The following is a 17,210-nucleotide window of genomic DNA, read 5'->3' as shown; positions in this document are numbered from 1 at the left end:
CTGTGATCAACGGGGAACATTTTCTCAGTTTATCACGGACAAAGCGCAACCTTCCCTAACATGAGGGAAGGCTACGCAATTTATTTATACCCATCATACTTCGAGTTGCATGCGCGTTGGCTTTCCTCGCTCACCCCCAGTCACTTACTTAACTAAGCTCCTGGGGATTCTCTGCGTCGCCGCCTTTCTGCAACTCAAATTATTTTGGGTATAGACGACCTCAGATAATGATCAAACCGGCGGCAGATCGAACAGCAGGATTTCGCTATCGCTGTCGGCATGAACCGAAATCGCCTGCTCGTCCCAGATAGCCAGACCATCGCTGGTGGTGGCTTTGGTACCGTTGATGGTCACTTCGCCTTTGACGACCTGGATCCAAACGCGACGTTCCGCGGCAATCTGGTGAACCGACTGCTCATCTTTCAGCAGCGCCCAGCGATACAGCTCCATATCCTGATAGACCTTCAGTGAGCCATCCCGTGCATCCGGCGACAGCACCAGCTGTTTGCCCTGGGCGGCGTCGAAGCGGCGCTGCTCGTAGCGCGGGGTAATGCCGGTTTCTTCCGGAATAATCCAGATCTGGTACAAACGCAGACGATCGGTTTTGCTCGGGTTGTACTCAGAGTGACGCACCCCGGTACCCGCGCTCATGATCTGGAACTCGCCCGCCGGCACCTGCTCTTTGTTGCCCATGCTGTCCTGGTGCTCCACCGCCCCTTCCAGTACATAGGTCAGGATCTCCATATCTTTATGCGGGTGGGTACCGAAGCCCTGACCGGCGTCGATGACGTCGTCGTTAATCACCCGCAGGGCGGAGAAGCCCATAAAGTTCGGGTCGTAGTAGTTGGCGAAAGAGAAAGTATGCCAGGAATCCAGCCAGCCATGGTTAGCGTGGCCACGTTCGTTCGCTTTGCGTAAGTAGATCATGTTGCACCCCCATATGTTTTCGATGGAATCAGTGTGGACCCATTTCGCCGACGATCATAGAGGGTGAAAATTGACTCCTCTGTTCAAAAAATATGAACAAGCGCAGAGGAGCCGCTTGGGCTTATTTCACCAGAGTAATGGTGGCCGGTGAGGGCTGCTCAAAGCCGCGCTGCAGGATCTCCATATTGGTAAGAACGTCAGATTCCTTGACGTAATTTGGCTGGCCGTTGACGAGGGTGTCGTACAGCGCGTCGTAGACCCGGCCATAGTCGCCGCTCTCCAGCGGGACCGCTTCGCGCACCGTCTCCCCCGCCTCGTTGACATACACCAGCTCGCCGACGCTGTCGTCCGCGCCAAAGCCCGGCTCGCCCGGCATGATATTGGCTTTCAGGCTGGTCTCCTGCTGGTCGATACCATATTTCACAAACGAGCCTTTATGGCCGTGGACGATGAATTTCGGGTAGTCGATCTGCACCAGGTGGCTGGTCTTAACGATGGCCTTCAGATCGCCGTAGAACAGCTGGGCCTCAAAGGTATCATCCGGGTTAGCTTTGTTGCGCAGCGAGCGCAGATCGTAAGCGACATGGTCCGGGCGGCCGAACAGCGAAATAATCTGGTCCAGGGTATGCACGCCAAGGCCATAGAACTCGCCGTTTTGCGGGCCGCCGGGGTTGGTCTCCGCCAGCGGGCGGTAGTTGTCAAAATGGCTTTCAATCTCCACCAGTTCGCCAAGTTTGCCGCTCTCAATCACCTTTTTAGTGGTCAGGAAGCAGGAGTCGAAGCGGCGGTTCTGGTAGGGCGTCACCGTCAGGCCTTTGCTGTTCGCCAGCGCAAACAGGGTCTTGGCTTCCTCCAGCGTCGGGGTGAACGGCTTTTCCACCAGCACGTTTTTCCCCGCCTCCAGCGCCTTTTTCGCATAGTCAAAATGGCTGTCGGCATGGGTGCAGACCACCACCAGCCTGACCTGCGGGTCGTTTAATACTTCATCGAGATCGCTGGTGAAATGGATGTGGGAATACTGCGGCGCCTGCTCCTCGGGCTTCGCCCGACGGCGATAGATGTGCGCCACCTGCCAGCGGTCCTGGCGGTGTAACACGTAAGGAAGATGGTAGCGGGTGGTGCTTTTGCCGAAGCCAATAAATGCGCAGTGCAGAGTCATAACGCTGTCCTTAGTTAATGAGCTACCTTCAACCATAGCGCAAGCCGGGACATGACTTCATCCTCTCAGTCCGTTTTCCGTGAAGATTCGTCAAAAAAATAGGTCGCGTACCATCCATACGTAATTATTAATAACTCATTGATTAACAACAGATTAAATCGGCATTTTTCGGTTAAATATCTTGATCTCAATGGCGAAACTGCGGATAAGTGGAGGGCAAACCAGGACGTTGCTGATGACTAACGGAGTAGCCAGCCGCTACGGATGGACAAACAGTATCTCGCCTTAAACGGCGCCCTTTTTTTCTGGCTTCTCGCGCTGATCGCCTGGTCTGTCGATGCGATCGTGCCGGCGCGCCTGGCGGCCGCCTGCGCACTGGTCGCCTTTCTCCTCCATAGCCAACGGAACAAAATTAACGCGATGTTTATTAAGAAAAATAAAACGGAACCTCAGACGTCAGAAGTGGCCACGCCTCCGGCAAACAACCCAGAATCCCAGGCGGTCGCCAGCAAAAAACAAGAAACTACGGTCATCGCCAGCGGGGTGCATTTCGTCGGCAATATTGTCGCCAGCGGCCATGTCTATATTCACGGCCAGCTTACCGGCAACATTGAGGCGAAAGAACATCTGATTAAGGTGATGCGTGAAGGTCAGGTCGAGGGCAACATCAGCTGCCGTGAGCTGATTATTGATGGCAAGGTTCAGGGCCAGTGCCGCGGCGACAGCATCACCATTGAGGAGCACGGCAATCTGGATGGCACCCTCGCCTATCGCTCGCTGGCGATTAAAAAGGGCGGCCAGTTCACCGGCAGCGCCGAGGTGCTGGCCGCGGCGGAAAGCAAAAGTCATCTCATCGGCCTGGTTGCGGAAGACGGCGTGATGTCCGCCAGGCCGCAAAGCGCCTGAGGTTGCAGCAAAAAAAAAGCCAGCACCCGGCTGGCTAAAGTAATACTGGAAGCAATGTGAGCAATGTCGTGCTTTCAGGCTTTCCGCAAGGGTCTTCCTGAATGCAGGACAATAATAATCATTCTCATTCGCACTTGTCTATCTTTTTTTTGCAAAAAACGGCATTGACTCCCCGGCTGCCGTCAGAGATGGTGAAGGAGAATCAACCACCAAACAGAGGATAAGGGAATGAGTGACATCGTGATACGCCATGCCGAACCGCGCGATGCTGAACCTTTACGTATGCTGATGGCGCACCCGGAGGTCTATCATGACACGCTACAGATCCCTTACCCCGCCATGGAAGCCTGGCAGGAGAAGCTACAGCCCAAACCCCATACCTTCCATCTGGTGGCGACGCTGGACGATCGGGTTACCGGGCATCTGTCGCTCCATGTCGAACCGCGCCCTCGTCGCAGCCACGTGGCGACCTTTGGCATGGCGGTTGCCGCCGGCCATCAGGGGCGCGGTATCGGCAGCGCGCTGATGCGCGAGATGATCGACCTGTGCGATAACTGGCTGCGCATTGACCGCATTGAGCTGACGGTGTTCGCCGATAACAAGCCGGCGATTGCGGTGTACAAAAAACACGGATTTGAGATCGAAGGCACAGGCAAGCGTTACGCGCTGCGCAACGGTGAATATGTGGATGCATATTATATGGCGAGAATGAAGTAGCATGTTGCCGGGTGGCGGCTTCGCCTTACCCAACCTACGTTCGTGCAGTGGTTGGCCCGGTAAGCGCAGCAGCGCCACCGGGCAACATATCAATACCCCGCCGTTAAATCATCCGGCGAACGCGGGTCGGAGGCGCCATACAGCATCCCGTCCGGCCCCACCATAATGCTCTGAGTGCTGCCCATCGCCTCTTTCAGCGCCACTTTCTGCCCTTTCGCCTCCAGCAGCTTCAGGGTATCCGGACTAAAGCCTTTCTCCACCCGCAGCTCATCCGGCAACCATTGATGATGGAAGCGCGGGGCGTTGGTGGCTTCTGCGACGTTCATCCCGAAATCGATGGTATTGACCACCATCTGCAGCACAGTGGTGATGATCCGGCTGCCGCCCGGGCTGCCGGTCACCAGCCAGGTTTTGCCGTCTTTCACCACAATGGTCGGCGACATCGACGACAGCGGGCGTTTTTTCGGCTCCACCGCATTGGCGTCGCCGCCCACCAGGCCATAGACGTTAGGTACGCCGGGCTTCGCCGAGAAATCATCCATCTGGTTATTCAGCAGAATGCCGGAGTCCCCCGCCACAATGCCGGTGCCGAAGGTGGTATTCAACGTATAGGTCACCGCCACCGCATTGCCGTCTTTATCGACCACCGAGAAGTGGGTGGTCTGGTTGCTTTCATAGGGCGCCAGCTTGCCCGGGCGGATCTGGCTGGAAGGCTTCGCCTTATTGACGTCGATCTCGGCGGCAATCGCTTTGGCGTAGGCTTTGCTGGTCAGCGCCTGCCACGGCACTTTGACGAAGTCAGGGTCGCCGAGATATTCAGAGCGGTCGGCATAGGCGTGTTTCTCCGCCTCCGCCATCACCTGCATAGCGTCGGCGCTGCCAAAGCCATATTTCTGCAGATCGAAGTTTTCGAGGATATTGAGGATCTGCACGATGTGGATCCCGCCGGAGGAGGGCGGCGGCATAGAGTAGATCTCATACCCGCGATATTCGCCGCTAATCGGCGTGCGCTCCACGGCCTTATAGTTAGCGAGGTCGGCTTTGGTGATAAGCCCGCCGTGCTTTTTCATCTCGTCCGCGATCTGGTCGGCAATAGCGCCTTTATAGAAGGCATCCGGACCGTGCTCGGCAATCAGCTCGAGGCTTTTCCCCAGGTTCTTCTGTACCAGCCGGTCGCCCTTCTTCAGCGGCTCGCCGTTCTTCCAGAAGATCGCTTTACTGTTTTCGTGCTGCGGGATCACTTCGCTGCCGTAGGTCTTCAGATCGTCCGCCAGCGCATCGTTAACAATAAAGCCCTCTTCCGCCAGCTTGATTGCCGGGCGGATCACTTTGTTCAGCGGCATGGTGCCGTATTTTTCCAGGGCAAGAGAGAAGCCCGCCACGCTGCCTGGCGTGCCGGAGGCCAGATGCGAGGTGAGCGATTTTTTACTGTCCGGGTTACCCTGGTCGTCGAGGAACATGTCGCGGGTGGCCTGCTCTGGCGCCATTTCGCGGAAATCGATCGCCGTAGTCTTGCCGTCTTTCGTCCGCAGCATCATAAAACCGCCGCCGCCGATATTCCCCGCCTGCGGATGAGTGACCGCCAGCGCGTAGCCAACCGCCACCGCCGCATCGACGGCGTTGCCGCCCTGGCGCAGAATATCCACCCCGACGCGGGTGGCCAGCGCATCCACCGAGGCCACCATGCCCTGCCGGGCGCGCACCGGGTGGAATACATCCTCCTCTACGCCATAAGAGACCGGCGGCGGCGGCGGTGGACTGGCGGCGACGGTAAAACTACCGCCCGCCAGCAACGCAGCGATGACCACCTGACGCCAGATTGTTGTTTTTATCATTGTCTTACTCCTGATAGGTAGGTTTCATTCCCCGCTTAAGCCTGGTTGATAACTCCTAAAAAATCATTGTTATGGCGGATTCGAGGTACACTTAAGTGATCCCACGCACGGGAGGAGAAAACCATGAAAGCGATGTTATTTCTGGCGGCGCTGATGCCGCTCGGCGTTTTAGCCCAGCCAATCAATATTGATAACAACCCCAACCAGCCGGGTTACGTGGTCCCCAGCCAGCAGCGCATGCAAAATGAGATGAAGGTGCAGCAACAGCAGCAACAGAGCATGCTGAAGCAGAATCTGAACAATCAGACTCGCTCCCAGCAGCAGCATTTGCAAAACCAGCTGCAGACCAATCAGCAGCGCGCGGCGCAGGGCGGGAATCTCAATCCGCCGCAGCAGGTGCTGCCGAACAACAACGGAGGGATGCTGCGGCAGACCAACCCGTAAAGGCCAGCCGCCGCGCAGCGGTTATTAAGGCTGGAAATGGGGCCCGATGACGTCAATGGCATCGGTGCAGATGCAGTCTACGCCCCAGCGCAGCAGCTCGGCGGCGCGCTGGGGTTTGTTAACGGTATACACCAGGATATGCAGGCCGGCCTGTTTCAGGCTTGCCACCCGCCCGGCGTCCAGCAGCTTGTGGTTAAGGTGAATGGAGACGCAGCCCAGCCGGGTGGTCAACTCCCGCCAGTCCTCACGCCACTCATCCAGCAGCAGCCCACGCGGCAGCTCGGGGGCGGCTTCCTGCGCCGCTTCCAGGGCATCGATTTCAAACGACGACAGCAGCGGCGCGGCCATTCCCGCCCACAGCTCCCGCGCCGCCAGGGCCACCACGTTGCCGGTCAGCGGCCCAAGGCCGGTGGTCGGCTTAATTTCGATATTCGCCATCATGCCGTGACGGCGGCAGCGCTCCGCCACCTGGGAGAGCAGTGGCAGCGGCTCGCCCTTAAATTCACGGCTGAACCAGCTACCGGCATCCACCTTCAGCAGATCGTCCCATGGCAGCTCCCCCGCCACGCCCCAGCCGTTGCTGGTGCGTTCGAGATTATCGTCATGCAGCAGAAATATCTGCCCGTCCTTTGACAGCTTGGCGTCAAATTCAATCATCGTGTGCCCGTAGCGAGCGCCGACGTCGATAGCCGCCAGGGTGTTCTCCGGCGCCAGTTTACCGCCGCCGCGATGGGCGACGATACGGGGATAAGGCCAGTTACTCATGCGCGTTGTCCTGTTTCACCATCAAAGAGGTGCAGATGTTCCAAAGGCAGATGCAGCCATAGCGTGCTGCCTGCCGCCGGGCGCTGCTGGTGCGGCAGTCTGACCACCAGCTTCTGTTCGCCCCAGCGCCCGTGGGCAAGGTTATCGGCGCCTAAAATTTCCAGGGAGTCCATCAGCAGCGGAATGCCGCCTTGCGCCTGCGAGCTTAAGATAAAATGCTCCGGGCGGATACCGAGGGTCATTTTACGCCCGGCGTGGCGCCGGTGCTCATGATTCGTCGGCAGCTGGATGCCGCCCGCCAGCTCAAAGCGACCGCCGTCATCGCTGATGCGCCCTTCCAGCAGGTTCATGGCCGGGCTGCCGATAAAGCTCGCCACAAAGCGGCTGGCCGGCTTCTCATACACTTCCACCGGGGTGCCGATCTGCTCGGCAACGCCTTTATTCATCACCATCACCCGCTGGGCGAGGGTCATCGCCTCCACCTGGTCATGGGTAACGTACAGCGAGGTGGTTTTCAGGCGGCGATGCAGCTGTTGCAGCTCAAGACGCATCTGCACGCGCAGCTTGGCGTCGAGGTTTGACAACGGTTCGTCGAAGAGGAATACCGCCGGGTCACGCACGATGGCGCGGCCCATCGCCACGCGCTGGCGCTGGCCGCCGGAGAGCTCGCGCGGGCGGCGCTTGAGCAGGCCGTCCAGCTCAAGAATACGCGCCGCCTCCTGCACCCGCTCGGCGATCAATCCCTTACCCATGCCGCGGATCTTCAGCCCCCACGCCATGTTCTCTTCCACGCTCATATGCGGATAAAGGGCATAGTTCTGGAACACCATGGCGATGCCGCGATCCTTCGGCTCCATCTCGGTGACCCGCTTGCGGTCGATCCAGATATCGCCGCTGGTCACCCGCTCCAGTCCGGCGACCATCCGCAGCAGCGTTGATTTCCCGCAGCCCGACGGGCCGACCATGACGATAAATTCCCCGTCCGCCACGTCCAGCGTCAGCGGTTGAATCACCTGGGTTTTGCCATCCCAGCTTTTGCTTACTGCCTGTAGTTTTAAACCAGCCATTTTATTTCTCACTATCGACCAGGCCACGCACAAATGCGCGCTGCATGGCTAAAACGATGACAACCGGCGGGATCAGGGTCAGCAGCATCGCCGCCATCACCTGATTCCACTGGGTAGTACCTTCGCCGGTGGCGATCATGCCTTTGATGCCGGCGACGGCGGTGCCAAGATTCACATCCTGAATAATCAGCAACGGCCACAGATACTGATTCCAGCCGTAGATAAAAGTGATGACGAACAGCGCCGCGAGGTTGGTTTTCGACAGCGGCAGCACGATGTCGCGAAAGAAGCGCATCGGCGAAGCGCCATCGATACGCGCCGCTTCAATCAGCTCGTCCGGCAGGGTCATAAAGAACTGGCGGAACAGGAAGGTGGCGGTGGCCGAGGCCATTAGCGGCAGCGTAAGCCCGGCGTAGCTGTCGAGCATGTTGAGATTGGCGATCACTTCCACCGTCGGGAAAATACGCACCTCAACCGGCAGCATTAGCGTGATAAAAATCATCCAGAAGAACAGGTTACGCAGCGGAAAGCGGAACCAGACGATGGCGAACGCCGACAGCATCGACACGACGATTTTGCCCACCGTAATGGCGAACGCCATGATGAAGCTGTTGAGCATCATCAGCCAGAACGGCGCGCTGTTGACGCCAACGCCGTTCACCCAGATGGTCTTCATGTTCTCCAGCAGATGTCCGCCGGGGATCAGCGTCATCGGCGTTTCGAACACCGATTGGTTATCCAGCGTCGCCGCCACGAAGGCGACGTACAGCGGGAATAAAATGACGGCGATGCCCAGAATCAGCATGGTGTGGCTGAAAATCGTCAGCCCGCGACGGTTCTCAATCATTGGTAACGCACCTTACTTTCAACGTAACGGAACTGCACCACCGTCAGGATAATGACGAGGAACATCAGCACCACCGACTGCGCGGCGGAAGCGGAAAGATCGAGCCCGGCGAAACCTTCGCGATAGATTTTGTAAATCAGGGTGGTGGTCGCCTGCACCGGGCCGCCGGCGGTGGCGGCATCGATCACCGGGAAGGTGTCGAAGAAGGCGTAAACCAGGTTGACCACCAGCAGGAAGAAACTCACCGGCGCAATCAGCGGCAGCGCCAGCCTGAAGAAGCGGCGGATTGGCCCGGCGCCGTCGATAGCGGCAGCCTCAACCAGCGAACGCGGGATCGACTGCAGCGCGGCGAAGAAAAACAGGAAGTTGTAACTTATCTGCTTCCATACCGAGGCGAAGACCACCAGGAACATCGCCTGGCCGCTGTTCTGCGCGTGGTTCCAGTCGTAGCCCAGCTCGCCGAGGAAATGGGTGATCAGCCCGCGCCCGGGGTTAAAGAGGAAGATCCACAGCACCGCCGCCACCGCGGGGGCCACGGCATACGGCAGCAGCATCAGGGTCTGATAGAAGCGGCTGCCGCGCACCACGTAGTCGACCAGCGCAGCGAAAAAGAGCGAAATAAGCAGGCCGCTGACGGTCACCAGGGCGCTGAATTTGATAGTGGTCCAGAACGAGTCCAGATAGTACGGGTCATGGAACAGCGCTACGAAGTTATCCAGGCCGACAAACTGGCTGGACAGGCCAAACGGATCGACGCTCTGCAGCGAATACCACAGCGCTTCGCCCGCGGGCCAGATAAAGAAAATCAGCGTGATAATCAGCTGCGGCGCGACCAGGACATAGGGCAGCCAGCGCGAGCGGAATACCGGACGGGATGATGACATTGAGATTGGGTTCCTGAACAATGCCGGGTGGCGGCTACGCCCTACCCGGCCTACATAAGGCACATCGTAGGCCCGGTAAGCGCAGCGCCACCGGGCAAGTTACAGATTACGATTTGGTCGCTTGTTCGAAGCGGCGCAGCAGCTGATTCCCACGCTGAACGGCGGAATCCAGCGCCTGTTGCGGGGTTTTCTTGCCGGTCCACACGCTCTCCAGCTCTTCATCGACGATGGTGCGGATTTGCGGCATGTTGCCCAGACGCAGGCCTTTGGTGAACGGCAACGGCGGCTTGTTCAGCATCTGGCGCGCGGCGATATCGGCGCCCGGGTTCTTATCATAGAAGCCCTGCTGGCGGGTCAGATCGTAGGCCGCGGTGGTGATCGGCAGATAGCCGGTTTTCTGGTGCCATTCGGCGGCATTTTCCGGTTTGGTCAGGAAGTCGAGGAACTTCGCCACGCCGGTGTAGGTCTCTTTGTCTTTACCCTGCATCACCCACAGGCTGGCCCCGCCGATGATGGCGTTCTGCGGCGCGCCTTTCACGTCGGCATCGTAGGGCATCATGCCGACGCCGTAGTTAAATTTGGCGTACTGGCGGATATCGGCCAGCGAGCCGGACGAGGCAGTGGTAATGGCGCAGTCGCCGTTATAGAACTTTTCGGTGGACTCGTCTTTACGCCCGAAGTAGCTGAAATCGCCCTTCTTGTTCATCTCTTCGAGCAGCGCGATATGCTTCACCTGCTCCGGCTTGTTGAACTCAAGAACCGCGTCGGTGCCGTCAAAGCCATTGTTTTTCGTCGCCACCGGCAGGCCGTGCCAGGCGCTGAAGTTCTCAATCTGGATCCAGCCCTGCCAGCCGCTGGCGTAGCCGCACTTCATTCCGGCGGCTTTCAGCTTCGCGGTGTAGGCCGCCAGATCCTGCCAGGTCTTCGGCGGCTGCTCCGGATCTAAGCCGGCTTTTTTGAAGGCGTCTTTGTTGTAGTACAGCACCGGCGTGGAGCTGTTAAACGGCTGGGAGAGCAGATGGCCGGTTTTCGAATCGGTGTAATACCCGGCGACCGTCGGCACAAACTGCGATTCATCAAACGTGATGCCCGCCTCGCTGAACACCTGGTAGACCGGCTTAATGGCTTTTGACGCCATCATGGTGGCGGTACCCACTTCATACACCTGCAGGATCGCCGGCGCATTGCCGGTACGGAAGGCGGCGATACCGGCGCTCAGGCTCTGTTCATAGTTGCCCTTGTATACCGGAACGATTTTATAATCAGGATTGGCCGCGTTAAAGCGTTGCGCCAGAGAATCCACTTCTTTACCCAGTTCGCCTTCCATTGAGTGCCAGAACGGGATGGTGGTAACCGCCAGGGCCTGACCGGCAAAAGCCAGGCTCAGCGCCAGTCCTAAAGCTGTATGTCGTAACGATATCATCGGTTATCTCTCTTGTTGTGCCGGATGCGCGATTTCACGCGTTTTATGCTCGCGGGGTAACATGACATGTTCGAATTACAGAAAAATAACTTTTTTATTACAAAAAAAAGATAGTAACGGGTCAGAGAGATGACAAGCCGATGAAAGGACGGGGGAAGTAAAGTGGGAGCTGAGACACGGATAATAGTTGTGCGATCGGCTCCCGGGGTCGGCGCAAGCGCCTCGCCCGGGCTACTATCCGGCGAAGTGAATGACGCCGGGTTGCGATGAATTAACCGCCGAGATAGGCGCTGCGCACCGCCTCGTTGGCCAGCAGCGCGTCGCCGGTATCCTCCAGCACCACGTGGCCGTTCTCCAGCACGTAGCCGCGATCGGCCAGCTTCAGCGCCTGGTTGGCGTTCTGCTCAACCAGGAAGATAGTCATCCCCTGCTCGCGCAGCTGCTCGATGGTATCGAAGATCTGCTGAATGATGATCGGCGCCAGCCCCAGCGACGGTTCATCCAGCAGCAGCAGACGCGGCTGGCTCATCAGGGCGCGGCCGATGGCCAGCATCTGCTGTTCGCCGCCGGACATGGTGCCGGCGCGCTGGATACGGCGCTCGTGCAGACGCGGAAACAGCTCATACACCCATTTGATGCGGGTCTGGAACTGATCGCGGTCGGCAAAAAAACCGCCCATCGCCAGGTTCTCTTCCACCGTCATTCGCGAAAAGACGCGCCGCCCTTCCGGGACGATCGCCACCGCCTCGCGCATGATCTTCGCCGTCTGCCAGTCGGTAATATCCTTACCGTCAAAGACAATACGCCCGCTGGAGGCGCGCGGATCGCCGCACAGCGTGCCGAGCAGGGTGGTTTTCCCCGCGCCGTTGGCGCCGATAAGCGTGACGATCTCGCCCTGTTTGATATGCAGGCTGACGTTGTGCAGCGCCTGAATCTTGCCGTAGTGGGCGCTGACGTTGTCAAAAGTTAACATCGCGTTTTCCATCTTATGCCTCACCAAGGTATGCGCGGATCACGTCCGGGTTATTACGAATCTCTTCCGGCGTCCCGTTGGCCAGCGGTGTCCCCTGGTTCACGACGTAGATGCGATCGGAAATGCCCATCACCAGCTTCATATCGTGTTCGATAAGCAGGATGGTGGTGTTGTGATGGTTACGCAGCTCGGCGATAAGCTCGTCCAGCTCTTTGGTCTCTTTCGGGTTCAGCCCCGCCGCCGGTTCATCGAGCATCAGAATTTCCGGCTGGGTGACCATGCAGCGGGCAATCTCCAGCCGGCGCTGGTCGCCATAGGCCAGGTTGCTGGCCTGCCGGTTAGCGTGCTCCAGCAGGCCGATACGCTCAAGCCAGGTGGCCGCGCGGTCCAGCGCTTCGCTCTGCGCCCGACGGAAGGCCGGCGTTTTCAGCAGGCCGGAGAAGAGCCCGGTTTTCAGCTGCTGATGTTGCGCCACCAGCAGGTTTTCAATGACCGTCATTTCGCGGAACAGGCGCACGTGCTGGAAGGTCCGCACCACGCCCATCCGGGCAATCTGCTGGCCCGGCAGCCCTTCCAGATGCTGGTCGCGCAGCAGAATGGTGCCGCCGGTGGGCTTGTAAAAACCGGTCAGGCAGTTAAAGACGGTGGTCTTCCCGGCGCCGTTGGGGCCGATCAGCGAGACGATCTCGCGCTCTTTGAGCTCCAGCGACACATTGTTAACGGCCAGCAGACCGCCGAAACGCATCATCAGGCCGCTGACGGATAATAATGGCTGACTCATGCCTGCTCTCCTTTCGCCTGACCGTTTTTCAGCTTCAACTGCACGCGCGTCATTGGCAGAAGCCCCTGCGGACGCCAGATCATCATCAGCACCATCAGGCCGCCGAGCATTAACATGCTGTATTCGTTAAAGTCACGCATCAGCTCACGCGACACCACCAGCAGAATAGCCGCCAGGATCACCGCAAACTGCGAGCCCATCCCGCCCAGCACGACGATCGCCAGTACAAAGGCGGACTCGGCGAAGGTAAAGGATTCCGGGCTGACGAAGCCCTGGCGCGCGGCGAACAGCGTCCCGGCGAAGCCGGCAAACGCGGCGCTGATGGTAAAGGCGGTCAGCTTGATGCGCGTCGGGCTCAGGCCCAGCGAACGACAGGCGATCTCATCTTCACGCAGCGCTTCCCACGCCCGCCCCAGCGGCATCCGCAGCAGGCGGTTGATAACGAACAGGCTCAGCACCACCAGCAGCAGCGCCACCAGATAGAGGAAAATGACCCGGTCGGAGGGATCGTATTTGACGCCGAAGAAGTTGCTGAAGGTATCCCAGCCGCCTTCGCGGGCGCTGCGGCTGAATTCGAGGCCAAAGAAGGTCGGTTTCGGGATCTGGCTGATGCCGTTTGGCCCGCCGGTGATTTCGGTATTGTTGAGCAGCAGAATACGCACGATCTCGCCGAAGCCTAAGGTCACGATCGCCAGGTAGTCGCCGCGCAGACGCAGCACCGGGAAGCCAAGCAGGAAGCCAGCCGCCGCGGAGACCAGGCCGGCCAGCGGCAGACAGGTCCAGAAGCCGAGACCGTAATAGTGGTTCAGCAGCGCGAAGGTATACGCGCCGATGGCGTAGAACCCGCCGTAGCCCAGGACCAGCAGGCCGGAAAGGCCGACCACCACGTTCAGCCCAAGGCCGAGAATGATATAGATCATCGTCAGGGTGGCGATATCCACCGTACCGCGCGACACCATAAACGGCCAGGCCACGGCAATCACCAGCAGGGCTATCAGGAACAACTTCTGCTTCACCGTCGAGCCCTCAATCGCCGGCATAATAAACTTCGGCCCGGAGACGTTCTTAACCGCTTTCTGGAACAGCGGCCGCAGCAGCTGGAAGAAAAAGACCACCGCGGTGCCGATGAAGATCCACTGCCAGCGAATATCGGCGGCGGTATCCACCACCAGTTTGGTGCCGTTCAGCTCCAGCTGCACGCCCATAAAGACGCCCGCCAGAATGAAGAACATCGCAGCAGAGAGCAGCGCCATTGCAATTTGCATCGGTTTCATACTTTTTCCACCTCCGGGCGGCCCAGAATGCCGGTCGGCATCACTAACAGCACCAGAATCAGCAGCGCAAAGGAAACCACATCCTTATATTCGGTGCTGAGATAGGCAGAAGAGAGCGCCTCGGCAATACCCAGGATCAGGCCGCCGATCATCGCGCCGGGGATACTGCCGATACCGCCGAGCACGGCGGCGGTGAAGGCCTTCATCCCGGCCATAAAGCCGATGTAGGGGTTAATCACGCCGTAGAACTGACCCAGCAGCACGCCCGCCACCGCCGCCATCGCTGCGCCGATGACAAAGGTCAGGGCAATGACGCGATCGGTGTTAATGCCGAGCAGGCTCGCCATTTTCAGGTCTTCGGCACAGGCGCGGCAGGCGCGCCCCATCCGCGAGTAGCGAATGAACAGCGTCAGGGCCAGCATGGCGATAAAGGTCACCACCCAGATCACCAGCTGCATGGTGGTGATCGTCGCGGAGAAGCTGTCGCTGTGGCCGACGACCCACTGGCCATTAAACAGGCTCGGCAGCGCCACGTCGCGGGAGCCCTGGGTCAGGCTGACGTAGTTCTGCAGGAAGATAGACATCCCGATAGCGGAGATCAGCGCAATCAGACGCTTGGAATTACGCACCGGCCGATAGGCCACGCGCTCAATGCTCCAGCCGTAGGCGCTGGCAATCACAATGGCGCCCACGAAGCCGGCGGCGACCAGCAGCCAGCTGGTGTCGATACCCATCATCATCAGCGCGGCGATGATCATGAAGGAGACATAGCTGCCAATCATGTAGACCTCGCCATGGGCGAAGTTGATCATGCCGATAATGCCGTACACCATCGTATAGCCGATGGCGATCAGCGCGTAGGTACTGCCCAGCGTGACGCCGTTAAACATCTGCTGCAGAAAATAGAGAAACTGCTCGGACATAAGGTAACCTTTTTCAAACCGCCCGCGGCTCGCGGGCGGAGGGATAACTCATCTTCAGCGCTTATTTCGCCGCGCTCGAAGAGCCGTCGGCGTGCCACTGGAAGACACCAAACTCAAATCCCTTCAGATCGCCTTTTTCATCCCAGGTCAGCGGCCCAATCACGGTTTTCGCCCCGTGCGCTTTCAAATCTTTGATTAAATCCAGCGGCTGCTGGCTGCCGGTTCTGTCCATTGCCTGCGCCAGCGACTGAACCGCGGCGTAAGTGATCCAGACATACGGCCCGCTCGGATCTTTCTTCTCCGCTTTCAGCGCGTTGACGATGGCGCTGTTGGCAGGGTCCTGATCGTAGCGTTTTGGCATCGTCACCAGCATCCCTTCCGCCGCGGCGCCCGCGATATTGGACAGCGAGGCGTTGCCGACCCCTTCCGGCCCCATAAACACGGTTTTCAGCCCCACGGAGCGCGCCTGGCGCAGCATTTGGCCCATTTCCGGGTAGTAACCGCCGTAGTAGACGAAGTCGATGTTCTCTTTCTTCAGGCGCGCCAGCAGCGCGGAGAAATCTTTCTCGCCCGCGGTGATGCCGTCAAAGAAGACGATGTTGGCCCCGGCTTTTTTCAGGTTGTCCTGCACCGAACGCGCCAGCCCTTCGCCGTACTGCTGCTTGTCATGAATGATGGCGATACGCTGCGGTTTGACTTTCTCGACGATATATTTCGCCGCGGTCGGCCCCTGCGAGGAGTCGAGGCCGGCGGTACGCATGATGTACTGATAGCCGCGCTGGGTCAGCTCCGGGTTGGTCGCTCCCGGGGAGATCATCAGGATGCCTTCATCCTCATAGATATCGGAAGCCGGCTGGGTGGAAGAGGAGCACAGGTGGCCGATAACGTACTGAATACCGTCGTTGACGATTTTGTTGGCCACCGCGACCGCTTGCTTCGGATCGCAGGCGTCGTCATATTCGACGGCCACCAGCTTGTCGCCCTTAATACCGCCGCTGGCGTTGATGTCTTTAATCGCCTGACGCGCGCCGTTGAACTCCATGTCGCCCCACTGGGCCACCGGACCCGACATCGCGCCGACCACGGCGACCTTAATATCCTTGGCCATCGCCGCGTGCGACATCGCTAATGCGACAATGCCCGCGACGATGGTTTTCGCGTTCCTTTTCATGCTGCAGAACCCCGTTCGTGATGTGGTGTAAATGTTTTGTATTTTTATGGTTAAAAAGCATTCTGTGCTTTTATTAAACAACGCCATTTTTACCATTGAGTTTAATGGTTTAGCGCAGCTTTTCACTAAAAAACAGATTAAAATCTCTATTTTTCAGTCGATTAAGCAAAGATAATATTCTGTATTTTGCTGAAGATAAACAAAAAAAAGTCCATGCGGCAGCATAAAATAACGATACATAAGGCGGAATAAAACGCTGCACATTAGGTTAAAATCCTGCTTATTTTTCGATCCATGACGGATTGCGCTACCCCAACAACGCCAGGAAAACGAATCCCCTGATGTATGCGCAAAAAACAGCGCTCCGCCAGACAGCAATTTTGGGTACACTGGCGCCTCTGTTTTGCACTGGACTTGCCGCCCATGAAACTGACTATTATCCGTTTACAGCACTTCAGCGATCAGGATCGCATTGATCTGGGGAAAATCTGGCCGTCGCAGGATCTGTCGACGCTGACCCTGGATGAAAACCATCGTCTCTATGCCGCCCGCTTTAACGAGCGCCTGTTGGGCGCTGTGCGCGTTACCCTGCGCGGCGTCGAAGGTGAGCTCAGCGATCTGTGCGTGCGTGAAGTGACCCGCCGCCGCGGCGTCGGGCAATATTTAGTGGAAGAGACATTGCGTGATAACCCGGCGATCAATAGCTGGCGCGTCGCCGACCGCGGGGTGGAAGACCGCGGCGTGATGGCGGCCTTTATGCAGGCGCTCGGCTTTAGCGCCCAGCAGACCGGTTGGGAAAAGCATTAAGCCGTAGCCCCAATAAGCGGAGCATGGCCAAGGAAGAACCCGGCGGCGCTTCGCTTAGCCGGGCTACCTGGCAACTATAGCCCTGGTAAGCGCAGCGCGAGCGGGCGCAGACAACGCATTTGCAGCGTGAAAGGCGCCCCGCCCATTTAACCCAGCATTTCGCGTTGCAAAAAGGCGTCAAGACCCGAAATCCCCGGGAACTTACATCAGTAAGTGACCGGGGTTGAGGGGGGCAGACAACGCATTAGCAGCGTGAAAGGCGCCCCACCCATTTAACCCAGCATTTCGCGTTGCAAAAAGGCGTCAA

The 17,210-nt window shown here is 58.4% G+C and carries 17 protein-coding genes; 4 read left to right on the top strand and 13 right to left on the bottom strand.

The genetic code is table 11. The features are described 5' to 3' along the window. Window positions 1–231: 231 nt before the first annotated feature. Entirely contained in the window at window positions 232–927 is a 696-nt protein-coding gene (locus ACOI7D_RS24530; protein ID WP_002920779.1) for a pirin family protein, read from the bottom strand. Window positions 928–1,048: 121 nt separating this feature from the next. Beyond that, entirely contained in the window at window positions 1,049–2,086 is a 1,038-nt protein-coding gene (locus ACOI7D_RS24525; RefSeq protein WP_032454242.1) for an oxidoreductase, read from the bottom strand. Between the two features lie 264 nt (window positions 2,087–2,350). On the opposite strand from ACOI7D_RS24525, the gene ACOI7D_RS24520 reads away from it, so the two are divergent. Both ACOI7D_RS24520 and yhhY read left to right on the top strand, forming a co-directional pair. Continuing rightward, on the top strand, window positions 2,351–2,992 hold the full coding sequence (locus ACOI7D_RS24520) for a bactofilin family protein (protein WP_023291219.1): 642 nt from the start codon (window positions 2,351–2,353) through the stop codon (window positions 2,990–2,992). A 240-nt stretch (window positions 2,993–3,232) separates the two neighbouring features. Then, window positions 3,233–3,709 (top strand): N-acetyltransferase, encoded by a 477-nt coding sequence (gene yhhY / locus ACOI7D_RS24515; protein WP_072421083.1) that lies wholly within the window; start codon window positions 3,233–3,235, stop codon window positions 3,707–3,709. Between the two features lie 89 nt (window positions 3,710–3,798). Here yhhY and ggt read toward each other — a convergent pair whose 3' ends face one another. Further along, the gene (gene ggt / locus ACOI7D_RS24510) at window positions 3,799–5,544 is read right to left on the bottom strand and encodes a gamma-glutamyltransferase (RefSeq protein ID WP_023291221.1); all 1,746 of its coding nucleotides are present in this window, start codon (window positions 5,542–5,544) and stop codon (window positions 3,799–3,801) included. Between the two features lie 123 nt (window positions 5,545–5,667). Here ggt and ACOI7D_RS24505 point away from each other — a divergent pair, with 123 nt between their 5' ends. Then, window positions 5,668–5,988 carry a DUF2756 family protein gene (locus ACOI7D_RS24505; RefSeq protein ID WP_023291222.1) on the top strand — a complete coding sequence of 107 codons (321 nt, stop codon included), beginning with the start codon at window positions 5,668–5,670 and terminating at the stop codon, window positions 5,986–5,988. Window positions 5,989–6,012: 24 nt separating this feature from the next. On the opposite strand, the gene ugpQ is transcribed toward ACOI7D_RS24505, so the two are convergent. The 10 genes from ugpQ to livK all read right to left on the bottom strand — a co-directional run bounded on the left by ugpQ (window position 6,013) and on the right by livK (window position 16,096). Beyond that, window positions 6,013–6,753, bottom strand: coding sequence for a glycerophosphodiester phosphodiesterase (ugpQ, locus tag ACOI7D_RS24500; protein WP_032454245.1), 741 nt, complete (start codon window positions 6,751–6,753; stop codon window positions 6,013–6,015). Then, on the bottom strand, window positions 6,750–7,820 hold the full coding sequence (locus ACOI7D_RS24495) for a sn-glycerol-3-phosphate import ATP-binding protein UgpC (protein ID WP_023291224.1): 1,071 nt from the start codon (window positions 7,818–7,820) through the stop codon (window positions 6,750–6,752). Before ACOI7D_RS24495 ends, ugpQ begins: the two co-directional genes overlap by 4 nt. A 1-nt stretch (window position 7,821) precedes the next feature. After that, a complete protein-coding gene (gene ugpE / locus ACOI7D_RS24490; RefSeq protein ID WP_008806976.1) occupies window positions 7,822–8,667 on the bottom strand; it encodes a sn-glycerol-3-phosphate ABC transporter permease UgpE in 846 nt (281 codons plus the stop codon). Continuing rightward, window positions 8,664–9,551 (bottom strand): sn-glycerol-3-phosphate ABC transporter permease UgpA, encoded by an 888-nt coding sequence (gene ugpA / locus ACOI7D_RS24485; RefSeq protein ID WP_032454247.1) that lies wholly within the window; start codon window positions 9,549–9,551, stop codon window positions 8,664–8,666. Before ugpA ends, ugpE begins: the two co-directional genes overlap by 4 nt. Window positions 9,552–9,657: 106 nt before the next feature. After that, window positions 9,658–10,974 carry a sn-glycerol-3-phosphate ABC transporter substrate-binding protein UgpB gene (gene ugpB, locus ACOI7D_RS24480; protein ID WP_109546848.1) on the bottom strand — a complete coding sequence of 439 codons (1,317 nt, stop codon included), beginning with the start codon at window positions 10,972–10,974 and terminating at the stop codon, window positions 9,658–9,660. Window positions 10,975–11,245: 271 nt separating this feature from the next. Then, window positions 11,246–11,959 carry a high-affinity branched-chain amino acid ABC transporter ATP-binding protein LivF gene (gene livF / locus ACOI7D_RS24475; RefSeq protein ID WP_004145133.1) on the bottom strand — a complete coding sequence of 238 codons (714 nt, stop codon included), beginning with the start codon at window positions 11,957–11,959 and terminating at the stop codon, window positions 11,246–11,248. A gap of 1 nt (window position 11,960) precedes the next feature. Beyond that, complete coding sequence (livG, locus tag ACOI7D_RS24470) at window positions 11,961–12,728, bottom strand: high-affinity branched-chain amino acid ABC transporter ATP-binding protein LivG (RefSeq protein ID WP_023291227.1); 768 nt, start codon at window positions 12,726–12,728, stop codon at window positions 11,961–11,963. Beyond that, entirely contained in the window at window positions 12,725–14,002 is a 1,278-nt protein-coding gene (livM, locus tag ACOI7D_RS24465) for a branched chain amino acid ABC transporter permease LivM (RefSeq protein ID WP_109546847.1), read from the bottom strand. Before livM ends, livG begins: the two co-directional genes overlap by 4 nt. Next, window positions 13,999–14,925, bottom strand: a complete 927-nt coding sequence (gene livH / locus ACOI7D_RS24460) for a high-affinity branched-chain amino acid ABC transporter permease LivH (protein WP_002920807.1) — start codon at window positions 14,923–14,925, stop codon at window positions 13,999–14,001. The genes livM and livH overlap by 4 nt, the downstream gene beginning before the upstream one ends. 61 nt (window positions 14,926–14,986) lie before the next feature. After that, window positions 14,987–16,096, bottom strand: coding sequence for a high-affinity branched-chain amino acid ABC transporter substrate-binding protein LivK (gene livK / locus ACOI7D_RS24455; RefSeq protein WP_002920808.1), 1,110 nt, complete (start codon window positions 16,094–16,096; stop codon window positions 14,987–14,989). Between the two features lie 423 nt (window positions 16,097–16,519). Between livK and panM the strand changes: the two genes are divergently transcribed. After that, complete coding sequence (panM, locus tag ACOI7D_RS24450) at window positions 16,520–16,903, top strand: aspartate 1-decarboxylase autocleavage activator PanM (RefSeq protein WP_023291228.1); 384 nt, start codon at window positions 16,520–16,522, stop codon at window positions 16,901–16,903. The last annotated feature ends 307 nt before the right edge of the window (window positions 16,904–17,210 follow it).

The sequence above is a fragment of the Klebsiella sp. C360 genome (assembly GCF_048822415.1).
GTDB classification, from domain to species: Bacteria; Pseudomonadota; Gammaproteobacteria; order Enterobacterales; family Enterobacteriaceae; genus Klebsiella; species Klebsiella quasipneumoniae.
Note: the sequence above shows the minus strand (reverse complement) of the source record. Positions and strands in the feature narration are given on the sequence as shown.

Bases quoted from the DNA above. Each gene is read 5' to 3' on its own strand.
- ACOI7D_RS24530 (WP_002920779.1), bottom strand. From the start codon at position 927: ATGATCTACTTACGCAAAGCGAACGAACGTGGCCACGCTAACCATGGC.
- ACOI7D_RS24525 (WP_032454242.1), bottom strand. From the start codon at position 2,086: ATGACTCTGCACTGCGCATTTATTGGCTTCGGCAAAAGCACCACCCGC.
- ACOI7D_RS24520 (WP_023291219.1), top strand. From the start codon at position 2,351: ATGGACAAACAGTATCTCGCCTTAAACGGCGCCCTTTTTTTCTGGCTT.
- ggt (WP_023291221.1), bottom strand. From the start codon at position 5,544: ATGATAAAAACAACAATCTGGCGTCAGGTGGTCATCGCTGCGTTGCTG.
- ACOI7D_RS24505 (WP_023291222.1), top strand. From the start codon at position 5,668: ATGAAAGCGATGTTATTTCTGGCGGCGCTGATGCCGCTCGGCGTTTTA.
- ugpQ (WP_032454245.1), bottom strand. From the start codon at position 6,753: ATGAGTAACTGGCCTTATCCCCGTATCGTCGCCCATCGCGGCGGCGGT.
- ACOI7D_RS24495 (WP_023291224.1), bottom strand. From the start codon at position 7,820: ATGGCTGGTTTAAAACTACAGGCAGTAAGCAAAAGCTGGGATGGCAAA.
- ugpE (WP_008806976.1), bottom strand. From the start codon at position 8,667: ATGATTGAGAACCGTCGCGGGCTGACGATTTTCAGCCACACCATGCTG.
- ugpA (WP_032454247.1), bottom strand. From the start codon at position 9,551: ATGTCATCATCCCGTCCGGTATTCCGCTCGCGCTGGCTGCCCTATGTC.
- ugpB (WP_109546848.1), bottom strand. From the start codon at position 10,974: ATGATATCGTTACGACATACAGCTTTAGGACTGGCGCTGAGCCTGGCT.
- livF (WP_004145133.1), bottom strand. From the start codon at position 11,959: ATGGAAAACGCGATGTTAACTTTTGACAACGTCAGCGCCCACTACGGC.
- livG (WP_023291227.1), bottom strand. From the start codon at position 12,728: ATGAGTCAGCCATTATTATCCGTCAGCGGCCTGATGATGCGTTTCGGC.
- livM (WP_109546847.1), bottom strand. From the start codon at position 14,002: ATGAAACCGATGCAAATTGCAATGGCGCTGCTCTCTGCTGCGATGTTC.
- livH (WP_002920807.1), bottom strand. From the start codon at position 14,925: ATGTCCGAGCAGTTTCTCTATTTTCTGCAGCAGATGTTTAACGGCGTC.
- livK (WP_002920808.1), bottom strand. From the start codon at position 16,096: ATGAAAAGGAACGCGAAAACCATCGTCGCGGGCATTGTCGCATTAGCG.
- panM (WP_023291228.1), top strand. From the start codon at position 16,520: ATGAAACTGACTATTATCCGTTTACAGCACTTCAGCGATCAGGATCGC.